Annotated in this window: 18 protein-coding genes; 11 read left to right on the forward strand and 7 right to left on the reverse strand. The window is 65.1% G+C overall.

The genetic code is table 11. The annotated features are described in order from the left end of the window. The first annotated feature begins 156 nt into the window (after positions 1-156). From AC0QDI_RS24920 to AC0QDI_RS24930, 3 genes are all read left to right on the forward strand, one after another. Complete coding sequence (locus AC0QDI_RS24920) at positions 157-1,728, forward strand: long-chain-fatty-acid--CoA ligase (RefSeq protein ID WP_474672792.1); 1,572 nt, start codon at positions 157-159, stop codon at positions 1,726-1,728. Beyond that, positions 1,728-2,528, forward strand: coding sequence for an enoyl-CoA hydratase/isomerase family protein (locus AC0QDI_RS24925; RefSeq protein ID WP_474672793.1), 801 nt, complete (start codon positions 1,728-1,730; stop codon positions 2,526-2,528). The genes AC0QDI_RS24920 and AC0QDI_RS24925 overlap by 1 nt, the downstream gene beginning before the upstream one ends. Positions 2,529-2,763: 235 nt before the next feature. Next, on the forward strand, positions 2,764-3,858 hold the full coding sequence (locus AC0QDI_RS24930; RefSeq protein ID WP_474672794.1) for a sensor histidine kinase: 1,095 nt from the start codon (positions 2,764-2,766) through the stop codon (positions 3,856-3,858). A 240-nt stretch (positions 3,859-4,098) separates the two neighbouring features. Here the strand turns inward: AC0QDI_RS24930 and AC0QDI_RS24935 are convergent, their stop codons facing one another. Continuing rightward, positions 4,099-4,545: a dCTP deaminase/dUTPase family protein gene (locus AC0QDI_RS24935; RefSeq protein ID WP_474672795.1), complete on the reverse strand. Its 447-nt coding sequence runs from the start codon at positions 4,543-4,545 to the stop codon at positions 4,099-4,101. A 152-nt stretch (positions 4,546-4,697) separates the two neighbouring features. Between AC0QDI_RS24935 and AC0QDI_RS24940 the strand changes: the two genes are divergently transcribed. Together AC0QDI_RS24940 and AC0QDI_RS24945 are read left to right on the forward strand one after the other, a co-directional pair. Further along, the gene (locus AC0QDI_RS24940; RefSeq protein WP_474672796.1) at positions 4,698-5,651 is read left to right on the forward strand and encodes a mechanosensitive ion channel family protein; all 954 of its coding nucleotides are present in this window, start codon (positions 4,698-4,700) and stop codon (positions 5,649-5,651) included. Positions 5,652-5,740: 89 nt separating this feature from the next. Then, a complete protein-coding gene (locus AC0QDI_RS24945; RefSeq protein WP_474672797.1) occupies positions 5,741-6,409 on the forward strand; it encodes an O-methyltransferase in 669 nt (222 codons plus the stop codon). Here the strand turns inward: AC0QDI_RS24945 and AC0QDI_RS24950 are convergent. The 3 genes from AC0QDI_RS24950 to AC0QDI_RS24960 all read right to left on the reverse strand — a co-directional run bounded on the left by AC0QDI_RS24950 (position 6,394) and on the right by AC0QDI_RS24960 (position 11,089). Further along, the gene (locus AC0QDI_RS24950) at positions 6,394-6,855 is read right to left on the reverse strand and encodes a hypothetical protein (protein WP_474672798.1); all 462 of its coding nucleotides are present in this window, start codon (positions 6,853-6,855) and stop codon (positions 6,394-6,396) included. The two genes, AC0QDI_RS24945 and AC0QDI_RS24950, sit on opposite strands and share 16 nt — an antisense overlap. Positions 6,856-6,943: 88 nt before the next feature. Then, positions 6,944-10,561 carry a PAS domain S-box protein gene (locus AC0QDI_RS24955; RefSeq protein ID WP_474672799.1) on the reverse strand — a complete coding sequence of 1,206 codons (3,618 nt, stop codon included), beginning with the start codon at positions 10,559-10,561 and terminating at the stop codon, positions 6,944-6,946. Between the two features lie 75 nt (positions 10,562-10,636). Next, complete coding sequence (locus AC0QDI_RS24960; protein ID WP_474672800.1) at positions 10,637-11,089, reverse strand: hypothetical protein; 453 nt, start codon at positions 11,087-11,089, stop codon at positions 10,637-10,639. A gap of 139 nt (positions 11,090-11,228) precedes the next feature. Between AC0QDI_RS24960 and AC0QDI_RS24965 the strand changes: the two genes are divergently transcribed. Next, positions 11,229-11,759: a hypothetical protein gene (locus tag AC0QDI_RS24965; RefSeq protein ID WP_474672801.1), complete on the forward strand. Its 531-nt coding sequence runs from the start codon at positions 11,229-11,231 to the stop codon at positions 11,757-11,759. Between the two features lie 139 nt (positions 11,760-11,898). On the opposite strand, the gene AC0QDI_RS24970 is transcribed toward AC0QDI_RS24965, so the two are convergent. Continuing rightward, the gene (locus tag AC0QDI_RS24970) at positions 11,899-12,711 is read right to left on the reverse strand and encodes a mechanosensitive ion channel family protein (RefSeq protein ID WP_474672802.1); all 813 of its coding nucleotides are present in this window, start codon (positions 12,709-12,711) and stop codon (positions 11,899-11,901) included. 744 nt (positions 12,712-13,455) lie between these two features. Between AC0QDI_RS24970 and AC0QDI_RS24975 the strand changes: the two genes are divergently transcribed. Then, complete coding sequence (locus tag AC0QDI_RS24975; RefSeq protein ID WP_474672803.1) at positions 13,456-14,226, forward strand: creatininase family protein; 771 nt, start codon at positions 13,456-13,458, stop codon at positions 14,224-14,226. Positions 14,227-14,371: 145 nt separating this feature from the next. Here AC0QDI_RS24975 and AC0QDI_RS24980 read toward each other — a convergent pair whose 3' ends face one another. After that, positions 14,372-14,803, reverse strand: coding sequence for a hypothetical protein (locus tag AC0QDI_RS24980; protein ID WP_474672804.1), 432 nt, complete (start codon positions 14,801-14,803; stop codon positions 14,372-14,374). A gap of 145 nt (positions 14,804-14,948) precedes the next feature. On the opposite strand from AC0QDI_RS24980, the gene AC0QDI_RS24985 reads away from it, so the two are divergent. Then, the gene (locus AC0QDI_RS24985; protein WP_474672805.1) at positions 14,949-16,295 is read left to right on the forward strand and encodes an ATP-binding protein; all 1,347 of its coding nucleotides are present in this window, start codon (positions 14,949-14,951) and stop codon (positions 16,293-16,295) included. Positions 16,296-16,400: 105 nt separating this feature from the next. Here AC0QDI_RS24985 and AC0QDI_RS24990 read toward each other — a convergent pair whose 3' ends face one another. Further along, entirely contained in the window at positions 16,401-16,913 is a 513-nt protein-coding gene (locus tag AC0QDI_RS24990) for a hypothetical protein (RefSeq protein ID WP_474672806.1), read from the reverse strand. Positions 16,914-17,348: 435 nt separating this feature from the next. Between AC0QDI_RS24990 and nikR the strand changes: the two genes are divergently transcribed. The 3 genes from nikR to AC0QDI_RS25005 all read left to right on the forward strand — a co-directional run bounded on the left by nikR (position 17,349) and on the right by AC0QDI_RS25005 (position 18,886). Further along, positions 17,349-17,774: a nickel-responsive transcriptional regulator NikR gene (nikR, locus tag AC0QDI_RS24995; protein ID WP_474672807.1), complete on the forward strand. Its 426-nt coding sequence runs from the start codon at positions 17,349-17,351 to the stop codon at positions 17,772-17,774. 166 nt (positions 17,775-17,940) lie between these two features. Then, entirely contained in the window at positions 17,941-18,318 is a 378-nt protein-coding gene (locus AC0QDI_RS25000; RefSeq protein WP_474672808.1) for a cupin domain-containing protein, read from the forward strand. Positions 18,319-18,439: 121 nt separating this feature from the next. Then, positions 18,440-18,886, forward strand: a complete 447-nt coding sequence (locus AC0QDI_RS25005) for a hypothetical protein (protein ID WP_474672809.1) — start codon at positions 18,440-18,442, stop codon at positions 18,884-18,886. Positions 18,887-18,922: the final 36 nt, after the last annotated feature.

Here is an 18,922-nt window from a genome sequence, read left to right on the forward strand (position 1 = left end):
CCGACAGGGCGATCGGCGTTGACATCCACCACCGTGGTTTACTCGAGACGAAACAGACGACGCGATCTACAGGATGTCGCGTTCGTTCGCTGATCGACAGCCGGCGTCATCTTTAATAATCTTTTTTACGGTACACGGAAACGTATTGCACGGACTATGACAAATCTTGTCACTAACGTCGCGGGCGCCGTCGAGGAACACGGCGACAACACCGCGATCGGTTTTCAGGGGTCCGAGACGAGCTACGAGGAGTTCTGGGGGCAAACGGGTGCGTTCGCGACCGCGCTCGAGGAGCGCGGGATCGGCGCAGACGACCGCGTCGCACTCTATCTCCCTAACCTGCCGCAGTTCGTGATCTCGTTCCACGGGACGCTTCGCGCCGGCGGGGTCGTCGTTCCGATGAACCCGCAGTACAAGGCCCGCGAGATCGGCCACCTGCTCGAGGACAGCGAGGCCAAGGTGGTCGTCGCGCTGGCGGACCTCGTCCCCTTCGTCGACGAGGTACGGGACGACACGAGCGTCGAACACGTCGTCAGCGTCGGCGGCGAGGCCGAGGGTGCCACCGCGTTCGGGGACTTCCTCGAGCCGGGTGATCCCGGAATCGCCGACCGTGCCGACGACGACGATGCGGTCCAGCCCTACACCTCGGGGACGACCGGACAGCCCAAGGGCGTTCAGCTCACCCACAGCAACCTCGCGTCGAACGCGAACGCGGCGGCGGAGCTCATCCCCGATGGCATTCGCCCCGACGACAAGGGACTCGGTGTCCTCCCGCTGTTCCACATCTACGGGATGACAGTGACGATGAACGCGGCGCTGTTCCACGGCGGCGCCTACTACCCGATGGCCTCGTGGGACGCACAGGAGGCGATCTCGCTCATCGAGGACGAGGAGCTGACGATCATGCACGGCGTGCCGGCGATGTACAACGACGTCATCAACCAGCCGAACGCCGAGGAGTTCGACATGTCGTCGCTGCGACTCTGTGGCGTCGGCGGCTCCGGAATTCCGGTCGAGGTCCTGCGTCGGTTCGAAGAGCTCTACGAGCCGAAGATCTACGAGGGGTACGGCCTGACCGAGACCAGTCCGATCACCCACTTCAACAGCCCGATCGACGGCCGTCGCGTCGGCAGCGTGGGCAAGACCGTCCCCGGCGTCGACTCGAAGGTCGTCGACGAAGACTTCAACGAGGTCTCCCCGGTCGAGGAGGGGCCGATCGACGAAGAGGAGGCCGACCTCCGCGAGATCACCGGCGAGATCGTCGTCGCCGGGCCGAACGTGATGAAAGGCTACTACGGTCTGCCCGAGGCCAACGAGGAGGTCTTCACCGAGGAGGGCGGCCGGCGCTGGTTCCACACCGGCGACATCGGCTACAAGGACGAAGACGGCTTCTTCTACGTCGTCGACCGCGAGAAGCACATGATCGTTACGGGCGGCTACAACGTCTACCCGCGTGAAGTCGAAGAGCTCCTCTTCGAGCACCCCGACGTCGCCGACGCCGCCGTGGCCGGCATCCCCGACGAACGCCGCGGAGAGACCGTCAAGGCCTTCATCGTCCGGACACCCGACGGCGACGTGACCGAGGAGGAGATCAAAGAGTACTGTCTGACTAACATGGCGGAGTACAAGCACCCGCGCGAGGTCGAGTTCGTCCAAGAACTGCCGCGGACGACCACCGGAAAGGTCCAAAAATTTAAGCTCCGTGAACAGAAAGGAGGTGACGAATAATGTCACTCGGCGATGCAGTCCTCCTCGAGATCGAGGACGACGGTCCTGCGACGATCACGCTCAACCAGCCCGACCGACGGAATGCGTTCTCCACCGAGATCCACGACGGGTTCGTCGCGGCCTTAGAAGAGATCGAGGGGAGCGACGCCCGGTGTGTCGTCATCGAAGGCTCGGGCGGCGCGTTCTCCGCTGGCGGCGACGTCGAACGAATGGTAAACGCCCTCGAGGAAGACATCCCGGCCGACGACCGAGCGAGCAGCCTCGAGCAGCGGACGAAGGAGATGATGACCACGCTCGTCGAATTCCCGATCCCGACGATCGCGGCGATCGATGGCCCGGCGGTCGGCGCGGGCGCGAACCTCGCGATCGGCTGTGACGTCCAGCTGGCGAGCGATCGATCCGTCTTCGGCTTCGTCTTCCGAGGGGTCGGCCTGAGCGTCGACGCCGGAACCTCCTACCTGCTGCCCCGGATCGTCGGCGAGAACGTCGCCAAGGAGCTCGTCCTGACCGGCGACATCTTCGGTGCCGACCGCGCGAAGGAGCTCGGACTGGTCAACCACGTCTACGGCGAGGACGAGTTCGACGAGGAAGTCGACGCCTTCGTCGAGAAGGTCGTCTCCGGCCCGCCGATCGCGCTGCGCCACGCCAACCGACTCGTCGGTGAGGGCCTCGAGAAGTCCCTCGGACAGGCGCTGACCGATGAGGCCGTCGCGCAGGGAATCGTCTTCGACACCGAGGATCACGCGGAGGGCGTCAACGCCTTCCTCGAGGATCGCGAGCCCGAATACGCCGGGAAGTAGCACCGCTCACCGGGTTCGATACCGTTCTTTTTCTTCGCGTCTCGACCGATGGTGGGACCCACTCTCGAGTCGCGTCTGCTCGGACCGTACTGAGTTCGATGATCGATCGCTGGACGGCCGATAGACGGTTCTCACGGCCCTCTCGTGTGTGCAGTAGCTCTTTCGAGCCCTCGAGCCGTTTTCCGTTTCCCCCGTCGGGGACAACGTTTTCTCCATCGATCGACGGATAGTCGGTATGAACGCTCGGGAGCCGGAGGCACTCGTTCCGGCCGCGGTCGACACGCTTCCGATCAATTTCGCGATTCTCGACGACGAGGGGACGATCCTGCATACGAACCGCGCGTGGCGGGAGTTCGGCGAGCAAAACGAGATCGAACTCCGACCGGATACGATCGGCACCAACTATCTCGAGATCACCGCCCGGGCGGAGACGGAGACCGCACGGACTATCGCCGCCGGGTTGTCCGAGATTCTCTCGGGCGACCGGGACCTGCTCGAATTCGAATATCCGTGCCACTCTCCGGACGAACGGCGATGGTTTCTCATGCGGGCGGCACCCTTTACGGACGGCGATCGGAGATACGTCGCCGTCGCCCATTTCGACATCACCGAGCGAACGGAGTACCGGCGCAGACTCGAGGCGTCGAACGAGCGCCTCGAGCAGTTCGCTTCCGCGGCCTCCCACGACCTCCAGGAACCGCTGCGCATGGTCACGAGTTACCTCGAACTGATCGAACACCGCTACGCCGACGAACTCGACGCGGACGGCCGGGAGTTCATCGAGTACGCGGTCGACGGGGCCGAGCGGATGTCGGCGATGATCGACGGCCTCCTCGCGTACTCCAGAGTCGATACGCAAGGGGAGTCCCTCGAGCCGGTCGATCTCGACGCGGTAGTGGACGATGTCCTCCGGGATCTCGAGCGGCGGATTGCGGACGCCGACGCCGAAATCGCCAGGGAACCGTTACCGACCGTCTCCGGTGACGCGAGCCAACTCCGGCAGGTGTTCCAGAACCTCCTCTCGAACGCGATCGAGTACAGCGGCGAGCGAGCGCCTCGAGTGACGATTTCCGCCACGCGCGACGGTGACGAGTGGATCGTTTCGGTCAGCGACGAGGGGATCGGCATCGATCCGTCGGACGAAGATCGCGTGTTTCAGGTGTTCGAGCGCCTCCACAGTCACGAGGAACACGAGGGGACCGGGATCGGCCTCGCGCTCTGTCGGCGCATCGTGGAACGCCACGGCGGCGAGATCTGGATCGATGCCGACCCGTCCGAGGGAACGACGATTTCGCTTACGCTCCCTGCCGCATACGATCACGCTGAGTGAAGCAACCTCTTTTACCGGGGTCCTCCCTCGTTCGCTTCGCTCACTCGGTCGAACCCCGGCAAAACCCGTTGATGCCAAAAAGCCGCCGTCGCGGGGTTTCACCCCGCTCCGGCGGAAAACCGCTCGCGTCGCGAGCGGATGCTTGCGTACCGCCCCGCGTTCAATTCACACGTCTACTGGTCTACGTATTCACCAAATCGCGCCGGAGTTAGTGGCCGCTGACCGAAACCGACTATGGAGTCACTGAGAGCTGCCGTTGAGTTCCATCAGCGTCGACACTCGCGCGTTCTCCTTCAGTCGGAGCCCGCCGTCGGCCACCGACAGCGGCAGCAGCGGCAGGTGGTCTCGGACGTGCATCGAGGGATGGGAACCGCCTCGAGCCAACAGCTCGTTGCGCGCCTGGAGCTGTGCCGCTCCCTCGAGCCCCGTCAGGAACTCGTTGTGCTGGATCACGTACTGGCCGCCCTCAAGGTGCCACCAGCCGTACTCGTCGTGGGGACTCTCCTGTTCGGTCGGCACCGGCTCGAGGTCGGCGTCCGCGAGTTCGTCGCCGCCGAAGTCGATGCGACCGGGAGCCGCGACCTCGTAGATCGCACCGACGGTCAGGTCGATCCCGTGTTCGTGAACCTGTACCGGCTCGTACACCAGATTGTCGACGGAGTCGGCGAGGGGGTGTTCGGCGGACATATCGGGTTGGTAGACGGTCTGGAGCACAAAAAGGGTATCCTCGCTGCTCACAGGAGGCTCGCGGTTTCGACGGCGGCCCACGGGGATCGGCAATGCCGACGGCTGACAGGATCAACACAATCGTTTTCACGCGAGCCTGTAAATCCGTTCGAGTGAACAGGCTCCTCGGGTTCGGCTCGCTGGCAGTTGCGATCGTCGCCACCGTCGCTGCAAACGCGGTGCCGGCGCTGGATCTGACGTGGCTCTCAGTCGGCGATGTCGCCGGCGCGATCATCGCACAGAAGGCCCTGCTGGCGGTCGCCGTCGTCGCCGGAACCTACGGGCTCTATCAACTGGGACGGCATCTACTGGTTCAGCGGATCGCGAACAAACGGCGGGCCCACGACGCGCGAAACGTGCTCCGATTCGGCCTCGGCGCAGTCACCGTCATCGGACTGCTCGGGGTCCTGACGGAGCAGTGGGTGGGCGTGCTCTTCTCGCTTGGCGTCGTCGGCTTCGCGATCACCTTCGCGCTGCAACAGCCGCTGTTCTCGCTGATGGGCTGGATCTACATCATGGTCAAACGGCCCTACCAGGTCGGCGACCGCGTCCGGATCGGTGACGCCAAGGGAGACGTTATCGAGGTCGATTTCCTCGTCACGACGCTCTGGGAGATCAACGGCGAACTCGTCTCCTCGAACCAGCCCTCCGGTCGCGTCGTCACCCTTCCGAACAGCACGGTCCTCTCCTCGGAGGTGTACAACTTCTCCTGGGACAAGTTCCCGTACGTCTGGAACGAGATCTCGATTCAGCTCTCCTACGAGACGGATCTGGCGTTCGCCCGTCAGGAACTGACCGATATCGGAGACGAGTATCTGGGGGAGCGTATGGCCCAGAACATCGCCCGTTACCGCGAACTCCTCGAGGAGACGCCGGTCGAGCTCGAGGTGCGCGACGGTCCGTCGGTCAACGTCGTCCAGCGGGAGTCGTGGGTCGAACTTCGGCTTCGCTATCTGGTCCACCCGCGGCGCGGACAGCGGGTGAAAAACGACCTCTACGAACGGGTCCTCGAGCGGTTCAACGAGCATCCCGATCGCGTCTCGTTCCCGGTGAGTCGGAACCGGTAGGAGGCCGTCGGGTTCCGGACGCGGCTGACGGGACGACCGGCCGCTTCCGCCTCCCCGAACCCTATAGGCTGGCGGTCGTATGCTCGCGTATGACCGACGTCCTCACGGACGAGATCGCTCGCTTCGTTCGCGCCGTCGGCCCGGATCCCGACGAGACGCTGATCGAAATGGACGAGTACGCCGCCGCCGAGGGGTTCCCCCACGTCGGCCCCGAGGTCGGCGCGTTCCTCCGGTTCGTCGCCCGCCTGAGCGACGCCGAACGAATCTTCGAGTTCGGGTCGGGCTACGGCTATTCGGCCTACTGGTTCGCCGAGGCTCTCCCCGCGGACGGCGAGATCGTCCTCACCGAGGTCGACGAGGACGAACTCGAGCTCGCCCGCGAGTACCTGGCTGCGGGCGGCTACGACGGAGTCGCGCGCTACGAGCTCGGCGACGCGATGGAAACGATCGATCGCTACGACGGCCCCTTCGACGTCGTCCTGATCGATCATCGGAAGGAACGCTACGCGGACGCGTTCGAGGCCGTTCGCGAGACCGTTCCCGTCGGCGGCGTCGTCGTCGCCGACAACGCGATCACGGCCAGCGTCGTCGACTTCGATGACCTGCTCGAGTGGGCCGAAGGCGACGCTCCCGTCGACTGCACCGAACAGACGCGGGGAGTTATCGACTACCTCGAGACGGTTCGAGCCGATCCGGCCTTCGAGACGGTCGTCGTCCCGCTGGGAGAAGGAATCGCCGTCAGCTACCGAGTCGAGTAATCGGACGCGTCGCCGTCGAACACCTTGTCGTCGGGTTCCGCTGCCGGAGCCGGGGAGCCGTACTCGCGGAGGCCGAGGAAGACCGTCGACGCGACGGCGTCGAGCAGCGTCGCCCATGTGACCGCAGTGAGCGCGACGGTCGTCGCGTCGGCGGGACCCGGTGCGACGGCGCCGATCGCCTCGAGGCCGACGGCGTGACTGCCGGCTACCCCGAGGAACGAGACCCACAGCGCCAGCGCCGTGACGGCGAGCGTCTGTCGGGAGACCGACTGAGCGTAGCGAGCGACGCAATAGACGCCGACGACGGCGATTCCGGTCGCTCCGAGCGGTAGTCCGAGCCCGTCGATAGCGGCGGCGGTCGCGACGCCGGCGACGGCGAAACAGGCGAGCGAGGCGGCGAGCAGGGATCGAGCCGATCGAAGTGGTGTCGGGATCACGTCGTGCACCGCTTTGCCGGGTTGAGTCGGCGGCCGAATATATAGCTGTTGGCTGATCGCAGCCGGCTCGAATCGATCGCTCGAATCGCTGGGACGGCTATTCCGACGCCGACGGTGACGGTTCGGTCTCGTCGGCGGCGGGCAGAGTCAGTGAGAACGTCGACCCCTCGCCCGGTTCGGAGTCGACGCGAATCTCCCCGCCGTGACGTTCCACGATCCGGTGACAGAGCGCGAGGCCGATCCCGGTCCCCTCGTGTTCCTCGTGGCTGTGGAGGCGTTGGAACACGTGAAAGATCCGGTCCTGGGCCGCCGGATCGATGCCGATCCCCTCGTCGCGGACCGAAATCTCCCACTCGCTGCCGCTCCGTTCGGCGCTGACGTGGATCCGCGGGGGCTCGTCCCCGCTGTACTCGATCGCGTTCGAGAGGAGGTTCTGGAACACCTGTCGGAGCTGGCTCGCGTCACCGGCGACGACGGGGAGCGGCTCCGCCGTGATCTCGGCGTCTCGCTCCTCGATACTGACCGTTAAATCCTCGCGAACGTCGGCGAGAACGTCGGCGAGATCGACCGGCTCGAGGGGATCGCCCTGCGATTCGACGCGTGAGTACTCCAGGAGGCCGTCGATCATCTCGGCCATCCGCTCTGCGCCGTCGACCGCGTACTCGATGAACTCCTCGCCATCGGCGTCGAGTTCGTCGGCGTAGCGGTGTTCGATCAGTTCGAGGTAGCTCGTGACCATCCGCAGCGGCTCCTGGAGGTCGTGGGAGGCGGCGTACGCGAACTGCTCGAGGCGCTCGTTCGACTCCTCGAGTTTGCGCCGGTACTCCGTTCGCTCGGTGATGTCCTGGACGACGAGCATGCCACTCGAGACCTCGCCGCCGGTCTGAACCGGCAGCGTCGTCGCACGGAAGTTTCGATTCCGATAGGTCACCTCGAAGGTGCGCTCGTCGCCGTCGAGAGCGGCCCGAAAGTGGGGCTCGATCTCCGCCACTAGCTCGTCGGGATACCGCTCGTAGATCGTCTGCTCGAGTTCGGCCGCTCGACCGATGTCGAGGTCGTCGAGGAGTCGTCCGCCGGCGGCCGTGTATCGTAGTTCCTCGTCGAACAGGGCGACGATGCCGTTCGGGAAGTTCTCGGCGAGCGTTCGGTAACGCTGCTCGCTCTCCTCGAGCCTGCGCTGGCGTTCCTCCCGTTCGGTGATATCCCGGACGACGCCGATCCGTTCGGGCCCGGACTCGGCGGTGGCGATCGACGTCACCGTCGCTTCGACCGGCCGCCGATCCCCGGACTCGGTCTCGAGAGACGTCTCGAGCGTCGACACGTCGCTCTCGTCTTCCGCGACGGTCCGGGCGTCGTCCATCGCCCCTTCGTCGACGACGAGCGAGGCGTGGCTTCCGATCAGCTCGTCGCGATCGTAGCCGGTGAGTGCCACGTACGCGTCGTTGACCATTGTGAACCGCCCGTCCTCATCGAGGACGTAGATCCCGTCTTCGACGGTTTGGATGATCCGTTCGTACTGTTCGAGTTGGCGCTCGCGACGTTTCCGGTCGGTAATGTCTCGAAAGTACACCGACAGCCCCGTCTCGGAGGGGTACGCCTGAATCTCCATCCAGATGTCGAGCGAACCGGAGTAGCGCTCCCACGAGATCGGTCGCTGGCTCTCCATCGCCTCGCGATACCGGTCGCCGAGATCGGAGTTCATCGCGCTGGGAAACGCCTCCCAGATGGTCTCACCGAGAAGCTCAGCCTCCGCGTGATCCAGCAGTTCCGCGGCGCGCTCGTTGACGTGGGTGAAGCGCCACTCGTCGTCGAGCGCGTAGAACGCGTCCGAGACGCGCCCGAGGATTTCGCTCAGTTCGGTTTCGAGTTCGCGCTTGCGCCGCTCGAGGCGACGTTCCTGTTCTTTAAGCGTCGTGATATCTTCGCCGGCGGAGATGACTCGCTCGAGCGAGCCGTCCGGCCCGAAGACCGGAACGGCGGTGATGGAGAACCACGTTCGGTCACCGGTCGTATCCTCGACGGCGATCTCCTCGTCGCGTACCGGCTCGCCGGTCGCTCTGACGCGCGCCGAGGGACCGTTCTCGGGAGCGATCGGCTCGCCGTCCGCATCGGAGACGTCCAGCGCGGCGAGCAACTCGGTCTCGCCGAGGGGGTCGCGGTCGCCGAGTCCGAGTTCGGTTTGTGCGTGACGGTTCGCCAGTACCGTCTCGCCGTCGGCGTCTTCGACCGAGATCGCGACCGGTGCGGTCTGGAGGAGCGTTTCGGTCTGGCTCCGCTCGCGTTCGAGCGTCCGTTCGCGGCCGATCCGGTCGAGGGTCGCCTCGAGACTCGAGGCGACGATCTTCGCGAGCGAGAGATCGGCCTCGTCGAACGCGGTCCGCTTTTCGGAGCCGATGATAACGACGCCGTGGGCTCCGAGGGGAAGGCAGATCTCGCTCCGGATCGGTGTCTCGGGATTGTAGACGTTCGAATCCGTCGTCACGTCGTCGTAGATCGCCGGCTCGCCGGTATCGTAGACGCGCCAGGCGACCCCCTCACCGGCGGCGAACGTCGGAATTTCCCCGAACAGGGACGCTGCCGGCTGGGACCAGGCGACGGGTTCGAGCGCCGCTCGCTCCGGCTCGTAGAAGAAGACGCCGTTGATCTCGAGGTCGAGGATGTCGAACAGGTGTTGAGAGGCCTGCTCGGCGACCGATTCGCGCGTCCCGGTCTCGAGCCACTCGCGAACGGCCTCGTTCAGCCGACGGAGCTGGTAGGCGCGTCGGTGCTGTTCGGTGACGTCGTAGTAAAGTTCGACGCGTCCGCCCGCGTACGGACCGGATTCGATCGGTTTGCTCCGGTGCTCGAGCCAGCGTTCCTCGCGGTCCTCGCCCGGCGTCACGTGACAGTCGAATCGTTCGGTGTCGCTGTTGTCATCGTAGGTCGCACGGAGCGTGTCGACGAACCGATCCGGATCGCCGACCCGCTCGGCGATACTCTCGTCGAGTAACTCGCGTTTGTCCCGGCCGATCACCGCCGTCGAGTCGAGGCCGAAGTATCGCTCGATCGCGTCGTTGATCCACGCGACGTCGAACCCGTCGTCGAGGACGAAAACGCCCACGTCGGCCCCCTCGAGCACCGCGGTAATCGAGTCGAAGGAACGCAACGAGCCCCGTTCGGACGCCGCGGCCGGCTCGACCGGACGGTCCGCGCGTTCGCCAGTCTCCGATTCCGCCCGCGACGCGCTCCCGGACGGTCGCGACTCGAGTTCGCGAACGACGCCGACCGTCCCCCGCCGGCCGTCGTCGGCAGGTGCCGTCCCGAGCCGCAGTTCGCAGGGGATTTCGGTGCCAGCGGCCGTCCGAATCGCCCCTTCGATCGAGGTGACGCCGCCCCGCTCACCGCTCGCCGTCCGGTCCCTCCCTGCGTCCTCATCGCCATCCCCACCCGAATCGTTCCCCGCACTCCCATCGCCATCCGCTCCCGCATCGTCCTCGAGCGCCTCGGTTCCGACTCCGCCAAGGAGTCGCGAGACGTGCTCGCCGCGGATCCCTTCGCGGCCGTAGCCGGTCAGCTCGAGGAGGGTATCGTCGACCGCGACGATTCGATCGTCGGCGTCGAGCTGGAAGACACCCTCCGGAACCGTGTCGACGAGGGTGCGGTACCACTGGGACTCCGTCCCACCGCCGCCATCGAACCGGGGTGCAGGATCCGCCGATTCCACCCGTTCAGTCATTAGACGAATGATGCCGCTCGAACGGATAAGTCCAGCGCTGCCGCCGGTCTCAGGGACGGATCGCTGTCCGTGACCCTACTCTTCGCCGCCGTCGGCGAGGACGCGCTCCTCCGGCGTGGGTCGTCCCGGATGAATACCGTACCGGGCGAAGCCGTACAGCACCGTCATCGACACCGCACAGCAGACCGTCGCGCCGGCGACCGATTCGAGGACGAGACCGGCGACCGGACCGGCGAACGCGTCGCCGACGGCGGCCGCAGACTCGCTGTCGGGAGCGGTCGCCAGCGCGTACGGGAGAAACGTCGCGAACGCGAGCAGCCACCACCGCTTCGCCGTGTGGCGGAGCTGTGTCGTGCTGTACTCCCGAGTCGTACTGGTGACGCCGGCGACGCCGAGCGCGATCAAGAGGAGCGCGGGAATCGTTCGGAGGGGGGAGTCAAAGCCGGTATTACCCGCGACGCCGAGGGCGACGATCGCGACGGAGCCGGCGAGGAAGAGAATCGAGCGGCTGGGGCCTGTTCGAGGCATTCTGTGCGGCGGTAGTCCCGGATTGTACAAAACTCTCGCGAAGCGATGATCTGCTCGATCTCGTGACCGTCTCGACGCCTGATCGTCTCTCACAACAAAGGACGTATTACCGATGCCCGCAACTCGAACGTGAGAACGAATGAGGGAACGCGATGGCGCCGACGCCGGTACACTTCTCCGCCGGTACTCGTCGGCCGCGGCCGCGAGACTCACCGACGTCGCATCGGGGGTGCCCGGTGCCGGAACCGCAGGGCGTCTCGGGCGACTCTGGCAACGCCACGTCCGGGAGCGTCCCGACCGGTATCGGGCGTCGATCACCTTTCCGACCGCTCCGGACCGCCCGTCGGTCGGCGAGGTCCACGGCTGGATCGAGGATCTCGAGTACGCGTTCGAGGGCCGCCTCGACGTCTACGCCCGGCGCGGGAGCGTCGCGGTCGAGACGGACCCGGTCTCGGCCGACCTGTTCGACGAGGCCGAGTTCGACGCGATCTGCGAGCGCATCGAGGACGGGTACAGCGGCTCGCACTCGATCGCACACCTGAAAAAGTGGCGACGCAACGACGACGGGCTCGTCAGAGCCCACGTGATCGTCCCGGTCAAACCGCTGTTTCCGCGCGACGAGGCCGACGATCCGGCGGCTCGAGCCGCGGCCGAAATCGAAGCCGATTGATCGTCGCGTCGCGACCGATCGTCGTATCGCGAGCGATCGGATCGGCCCGCGTGGGTACCGTGTCGACAGCGTCGGCTGCGATCGATACCGTGCCGACGGCGCCGACCGAGCGGGTGACTGCGCGAGTCGACGCGTCCGATCAGTCGTCGTCGCTCGGCCCGGGACCGGGCTCGGAGCCGGGTTCGCGATCGGTGCTCGAACTGCTTCCGGCGCGTTCACCGCTGCGGGATCGGCTCCCGCCGGTCTCCTCCTCCGTGGGCGTCACGCTGCTCGTTCGGCTCATCCAGTGGCCGATGTTCTCGGCGACGTAGTCCTTGCCGCCCCAGCCGAAGGCGATGCCGGCACCGATGGCGATCGCCGCGCCGAGCCCCCACGCGAGCGCTCGTGCGAACACGTAGAGGATGCCGACGTCGATCCCCATCGTGTCGAGACCGATGACGATCGCCGTGAAGTAGAGGAACATCCGCGCGCCGGTCGCGAACCACGTGGTGTAGGCGGTCTGGGTTGCGGCGCGAGTCCGTTCGATCGCGTCGCCGATGAAGTCGGCGACGACGAACCCGATGGTGATGACGAGCAGCCCCGCGATGAACGCCGGCAGGTACGAGACCGCCGTCGCGATCCACTCCGACAGCAACGGAATCGCGAGCGCGTTCGCCGCCGCGAGGAACGCGAGCGCGTAGACGAACCACTTCGCCAGCGAGCCGAACGCGCTCGAGACGGCCTGTTCGGTGCCGCCGAGGATGCGCCCCAGCGGCGTCTCGAGGACCATTCGGTCGAGTTCGATGCCGTCGGCGATCCGTCGGACGACGCCCGCGGCCAGTCGGCCGATGATCCAGCCGATCGCGAGGATCACCAGCGCGCCGATGATCCGCGGGAGGAACGTGATCAGCTCCGCGATCGGGTCTTGTAGCCAGTCCGGGACCTGTGCTTGAGCGGGGTACAGTGGTGCCATGTGCAGGCGTGGTTGGTGCCGCCCGCCTTTCGTAATTGAGTGCGTATCGATCGGTCACGAAACCAACCGGTTCCGATCGCCGTCGCCGCGGCAATTGAACTGTCTATTACGGCGAATTGCGCGACGACCGTACCGTGACAGTTCGTGACGGGTTCGGTCCCGGACGACAGCGCTTCCGGCGAGCAATCGCGAGACGACCCTCGAGCGGGCGGGCGATAAACGCGCTTTGCGACCGAGTTCGGAATCGGCGGCGAATAACTATCAATCGAGTGGGAACGACGAGAAACGCCGACCGGCCGAACCTGTCCAGTTTCACTCATAGGGGCCGGTCGACGGTCCGGCGGACGAGACGGGGATATCGCGGCCGAATGCGACCGGTTTCGGCACGGAGAGTGACCGCCGTTGTCAGAGCCGCGCGAATCCCGTTGCTCCGACTGTGGCGCGAAACAATTGGACGAACGATTGTCTTCTGGCCGACCGTTCGAAATAATTCTCGGAATACGACGCCGATCCGCACACTTTGAGGGGGCGGACCGGGCAGCGAGCCCGGAGGGACCCGCGAATACCGCCGAACTCGGTAACCTGATATTACCGATTCCGCCGCGTCAGCGCCGCTGGCGTCACCAATTCCAACCCGGCCCCGTCGGGTTCGACCCGCGGACTGCGACCGGCGTCCGAACCGGGTTCGCTGGCGGATCTGCCGTCGACAACACGTTATTGGTGGCTCGCACACGAAACGCTCCCATGTACCTCGGCGACGAAGCGTGGCCCGACCTCGAGTCGTACTTCGAATCGGAATCGCTCGCACTGGTCCCGCTGGGATCGACGGAACAGCACGGACCGCACCTGCCGGAGGCGACCGATCACCTGATCGGCGAAGCGTTCGCGCGAGCGGTCGCGGAGCGGACGGGCTACCTCTGTACGCCGACGATCAACGTCGGCGTCAGCGGCCACCATCGGCAGTTCCACGGGACGATGTGGGTCGAGCCGCCGGCGTTCCGACAGTATCTGGAATCGTTGACTCGAAACCTCACGTCGCACGGAATCGATCGGGTGATCTACGTCAACGCCCACGGCGGGAACGTTCCCCACCTACGCGAGGTCGGGGCGCGACTTCGGCAGGACGAAGTCGCGTACGCCATCGAGTGGATGTGGAACGACTCGATCCCGGACCTCGTCGACGAACTGTTCGAACAGAACGGCCCCCACGGCGGCCCGAAGGAGACCGCGCTGATCCAGTACCTCGAGCCGGAGTTGGTTCACGACGACCGACTCGAGGAGGCCAGAGATACCGGAATTCCGGACGTCGAGGCGGCCGAGACGGTCAAACACGGCTCGCGCACGTTCTACGACGCGGCCGACAATACGGAAAACGGGGTCCTCGGCGATCAGACGGACGCGACCGCCGAGAAGGGCGAACGGCTCTTCGAGGCGGCGTCGGCGCAACTCGTCAGCCTCGCCGACTGGCTCGCCGAGCAACAGTTCGAGGATCTCATGCCGAGAGAACACGTGTAGTGCGGGAGCGGAAGGTCGGGAAGAAAGAGGGCAGACAGCGGATGGGGACACAGCGGGCAGCCCACGAGCAGTCTCGGCAGTCCGGTCCCAGTTCCCGCCACCCTCCCATCGGAGCCGCCGAGCGGCGTTCCCTCGAGAGTCGTGATTACGCCGACTCGTACACCGTAAACTCACGCCAGTGTCGCAGGCACCACATGCCGAGAGCGGTACAGATCAAGCCGGCGGCCAGGAAGTAGACGAGCAGTTGCGAGCTGAGGATCCGATCGGGGTTGCGAATCCCGAAGACGACCCCTTCGACCGCGAACGAAAACAGGATCCCGCTGGCGAGTGCGATCCCGGCCGTCGCGATGAGGACCGTCGTCCCGTCGGCGTCGTTCTCGTCGAGTTTCCAGAGACTCGCCACGAACCCGATGGCGGTCACGAGAACGTAGTACGGAAATCGATTGCCGGCACCGATCGTGTCGCCGTTTATCATCGCCATCGCACCGACCAGACACGCGGTCAGTAGGATGGTGACGCCGGCGATCGCTCCGACCACTCGTCCGCCGACGGCTTCGAACGCGCGACCCCAGTCCATATCTCTTGGAGGAAACCCACGGGAGAAAAACATTGAGGTCGATTGTCTCGAGTTCGAGCCTCGACGTTCCGACTCGTCCGTCCCCCGATCCATCGCTGAACGGACAGGAAACATTTATAGAATGAATGCAAATTGCCCAAGCGAAATGCCCGATTCGATCGAGAAACTGTCGGTTTCGGACGACGGGTTCACGTTTCCGGTAGAGGAGATACTCACCGGCCGCGGGTTCATCACCGGGAAATCGGGCAGCGGGAAGTCGAACACCGCGAGCGTTATCATCGAGGAGTTGCTCGATCGTCGGCTTCCGCTCTTGATCGTCGATACCGACGGAGAGTACACCGGGTTACGGGACTCATACGATCTCTTGCACGCCGGCGGGAGCGACGCGTGTGATCGGCAGGTTTCGGCCGAGGACGCCGATCAACTCGCATCGGTCGCCCTCGAGGATCGCGTCCCGGTTCTGCTGGACGTCTCGACGTACCCCTCCGAGGACGAAACGGAAGCCGTTCTTTCGAACGCGATCGAGGCGCTGTTCGTCGCCGAACACGACCACCGCATTCCGTTCTTGATCCTCCTCGAGGAGGCCCACGAGTTCATTCCCCAGCGGGGCGGCCGGGGCGGATCGGATCTGAAATCGCTGCTCATTCGCGTGGCCAAACGCGGTCGAAAGCGCGGCATCGGCATCTGCTGTCTCTCGCAGCGACCCGCGTCGGTCGACAAGGACTACATCACGCAGTGCGACTGGTTCGTCTGGCATCGATTGACGTGGAAGAACGACACGGACGTCGTCGATCGGATTCTGGGGAGCGGGACGGCCGAAACGGTCCAGTCGTTGGGGGACGGCGAAGCGGTGGTGCAGACGGACTGGGACGAATCGACCACTCGCGTTCAGTTCCGGCGAAGACGCACCGACGACGCCGGATCGACGCCGTCGCTCGAGGACCTGAACCGCTCGGAACCCGAGGACTCAACCGATCGAGAAACCGGGTCGAGTACCCCGCCGAGCGAATCCTCGCCATCGTCGGAGATCGACGACGAACCGGGACCCGCCGACTCGGACCGAAGCGATTCAGACGCTCGTCCGGACCGAAACGATTCGGATACCCGTTCGGACCGAGACGACGGGACGGAGATGCGGTATGACGAATCAGCGGCCGCCCGCTCGTCGTTGCCCGCGGCCGAAACGAAACCGTCGCTCGAGCGCCGGCGCGAGCGGCGCGAAACGCCGACGGACGCGGCGGATCCGCTCTGGGAGATCGGCGCGATCGTCGTCTATCTCTACGACTCGTTCGTCTGGTATCACCTGGTGGCCGTCTCGAGACTCGAGGCGAGAGTGGCGGCGACGGTGGCCCGTCTCGACGAGTTACTCGTCGGGAGACGGTACCCTCGTCGACCGGGGCACTACGAACGGTCTGGCTACCGACTGGTGGCGCTGCTGAGTGTGCTATTGTGCTACGCGCTCGTCGTTTTGGGGATGGTACTGGTGGTGTGAGCGCGGTAGCGATGCCCGTGAGAGCGACGCAACGCCACGGAAAGCGACGTAACGGCACTCAAAGCGACGCAACGGCACGGGGTCGCCGTGATCGCCCGGACTCCGTCACCGGTTCGCGGTGCGACGGCGGTTCAGCCAGTACACCGGCCCGGCGACGATCGACGCGAGCGGGACGGCGACGACCGCGTTTCCGAGGACGTAAATCAGCGGTGCGGAGACCGACCGTCCCGTGACGACCATTTCACACAGCCGCAGGCCCAGGAGCGCGACCGCACCGCCGCCGACGTACAGCCGGGAATCCGGCTGCCATTCGTCCGCTCGGCGAGCCGTTCGGTGGCTCTCTCTGTCCAACCGGATCGTGGCGTATCCCGCGAGGTGGAGCAACGATCCGAGCAGGACGAACGCGACGACTCGCGAGCCGCCCGAGGCGCCGGTGTCGAAAAGCGCCGGGCCAGCCGCGACGGCGAGTCCAACGTAGCTCGTCGACAGGACACACGGCGCGAGTAACACCGCCGAATGAACGCGCGATAGTTCGGCCCCGCTGCTCGAGGCGGTCTGTCGGCCGGTCGTCTCCGTCGGTCCTCCCTGCGAACGGGTTTGGCGTGTAAACTGTCGCATTGTCTCTCGCTAGGGTCGTTGCGATAGCTCGGCCACCTCCCAGTAGCGTGGGCCGAACGCCCCGCTGAGACGGGTTCGGTAGCCGAACGGGACCGGCCGAAACACCGCCAGCGTCGCCACTTCCGTGGGAAAGGCTTAAGCCATCGTAGGGAGAAGTCGGAGGTGTTCCACTCCCGTCCTCGTTCTCCGCTGCGGATATCTTTCTAGCCCGTGTTCTGTCGAACGGTACGTTCTTTAACCTTTTCTCAATTACTCGATAGATAGACGATCGATCGGAATTCGTTCGAACGGGGGATGGGTACCGGGTAACTCTCCGCCAGTTCGGGCCGAATCAGTCGTCGGCACCGTCGCGTTCGTCGGCGCCCGACCATCTCGTCGGCGCGTCGACGGCGTACGATGATAATCCTTAATAGATCTGGGCAGCAGATTTATTATATGGCAGTCGTCAGCGTTTCGATGCCGGACGAACTCTTGGAACGGCTCGATCAGTTCGCCGAAGAGCACGGGTACACCGGTCGGAGCGAAGTCGTCAGGGAGGCCTCGCGAAACCTGTTGGGCGAGTTCGAGGACACCCGACTGGAAGAGCGGGACCTGATGGGAATCGTCACGGTGTTGTTCGATTACGAGACGACGAGCGTCGAGGAACGGATGATGCACCTGCGCCACGAGCACGAGAACCTCGTCGCGTCGAACTTTCACAGCCACGTCGGTAACCACTACTGCATGGAACTGTTCGTCCTCGAGGGCGAACTCGAGGATATCTCGGCGTTCGTCGGAAAGATTCGAGCGACGAAGGACGCGCTGACGGTCGACTACTCGGTCATGCCGGTCGACAGTTTCGATCCGCTCGCCCAGGGGTAGGATCGCGAGACGGATCGGGACGATGGGACCGCACGCACCAGCGACCGGGGACATAGACTACTACCCGAAGAACGTGACGGAAGAGAGATGGGACGGCCTCGGCGAATTCCGCGAACAAAGCCAGTCAACAGTATAGTTTTACTGTCGTCCTCACGTAAGGGTCCGTATGACATACCGGAAGGTCAACTACGAGGAGGTCGAGCAGGTCTCGAGCGCGATGCACGTTCTGAGCGATCCGCTGGAGACGGAGCAGGTGGGGGTAACGGTGGCCCGCTGCGATCCGGATTGGAAGAGCAAACCCCACGATCACACGGACAACGACCACGAGGAGATCTACGTCCTCATCGAGGGAGAGGCGACCGTCATCGTCGACGACGAACCGGTCGAGATGGAGACCGGCGACGCGTTGTGGATCCCGCCGACGTCGACGCGCCAGATCCGTAACGGCGATCGCGAGAGCGCGTTCGTCCTCGTGAGTGCGCCGAGCATCGGGGACGACGAGGGCGACGGCGACGAGTGGCTCCTGTCGGGCTTCGCCGGGTGAGTCTCGGTCGGCGACGGGACAGCCGTGACGGCTGGAACCGGAAAGAGGCAGGACGGTTTAGTGGCCCCGCGTCATCACCCCCAGTAGGTGAGTCTCGATCTACTCGAAACATCACGCAGCCGTGTCACTGGTCGTCGCGGGGGTTCTAACCGCACTACTCCCGTCGATAACGCTCTTGGGCCAGTCGGTTCCCGCCGCGGCCGTCGTCGCCTACGGCACCGCAATCGGCGTCTTCATCGATCTCGATCACTTTCTCATCGCTCGTCTCAAGACCGGCGACTGGGACGCCGTCCGATTCTGTCTCGCCGATCCGGGTGCGGCCCTCACGGACCAGTCGAACATTTTCGACCCCGGCGACGTCGGCGTCCTCTCGCGACTGTTGAGCCACGTCGTGATCGGCGGAATCGCGGTCCCGGTGATCGCCATCGCCAGCGTTCCCCTCGCTATCGTCACCGGCGTCGTACTCTACGCCCACGTGCTCGCCGATCTCGTCTGGGATATCACCCTGCTCGAGGACCACGCGGACGCGGCGGCGTCCGTCGACGACCTCGCGCGGACGTTCGGCTAGGGACGTCCCGGCGACGAGCCGTCGAACCGCGACGGG

It is taken from the genome of Natrinema sp. LJW11, assembly GCF_056135975.1.

Bases quoted from the DNA above. Each gene is read 5' to 3' on its own strand.
- AC0QDI_RS24975 (WP_474672803.1), top strand. From the start codon at position 13,456: ATGTACCTCGGCGACGAAGCGTGGCCCGACCTCGAGTCGTACTTCGAA.
- AC0QDI_RS24960 (WP_474672800.1), bottom strand. From the start codon at position 11,089: ATGCCTCGAACAGGCCCCAGCCGCTCGATTCTCTTCCTCGCCGGCTCC.
- AC0QDI_RS24955 (WP_474672799.1), bottom strand. From the start codon at position 10,561: ATGACTGAACGGGTGGAATCGGCGGATCCTGCACCCCGGTTCGATGGC.
- AC0QDI_RS24985 (WP_474672805.1), top strand. From the start codon at position 14,949: ATGCCCGATTCGATCGAGAAACTGTCGGTTTCGGACGACGGGTTCACG.
- AC0QDI_RS24935 (WP_474672795.1), bottom strand. From the start codon at position 4,545: ATGTCCGCCGAACACCCCCTCGCCGACTCCGTCGACAATCTGGTGTAC.
- AC0QDI_RS24970 (WP_474672802.1), bottom strand. From the start codon at position 12,711: ATGGCACCACTGTACCCCGCTCAAGCACAGGTCCCGGACTGGCTACAA.
- AC0QDI_RS25000 (WP_474672808.1), top strand. From the start codon at position 17,941: ATGACATACCGGAAGGTCAACTACGAGGAGGTCGAGCAGGTCTCGAGC.
- AC0QDI_RS24925 (WP_474672793.1), top strand. From the start codon at position 1,728: ATGTCACTCGGCGATGCAGTCCTCCTCGAGATCGAGGACGACGGTCCT.
- AC0QDI_RS24980 (WP_474672804.1), bottom strand. From the start codon at position 14,803: ATGGACTGGGGTCGCGCGTTCGAAGCCGTCGGCGGACGAGTGGTCGGA.
- AC0QDI_RS24920 (WP_474672792.1), top strand. From the start codon at position 157: ATGACAAATCTTGTCACTAACGTCGCGGGCGCCGTCGAGGAACACGGC.
- AC0QDI_RS24930 (WP_474672794.1), top strand. From the start codon at position 2,764: ATGAACGCTCGGGAGCCGGAGGCACTCGTTCCGGCCGCGGTCGACACG.
- nikR (WP_474672807.1), top strand. From the start codon at position 17,349: ATGGCAGTCGTCAGCGTTTCGATGCCGGACGAACTCTTGGAACGGCTC.
- AC0QDI_RS24990 (WP_474672806.1), bottom strand. From the start codon at position 16,913: ATGCGACAGTTTACACGCCAAACCCGTTCGCAGGGAGGACCGACGGAG.
- AC0QDI_RS24965 (WP_474672801.1), top strand. From the start codon at position 11,229: ATGAGGGAACGCGATGGCGCCGACGCCGGTACACTTCTCCGCCGGTAC.
- AC0QDI_RS24945 (WP_474672797.1), top strand. From the start codon at position 5,741: ATGACCGACGTCCTCACGGACGAGATCGCTCGCTTCGTTCGCGCCGTC.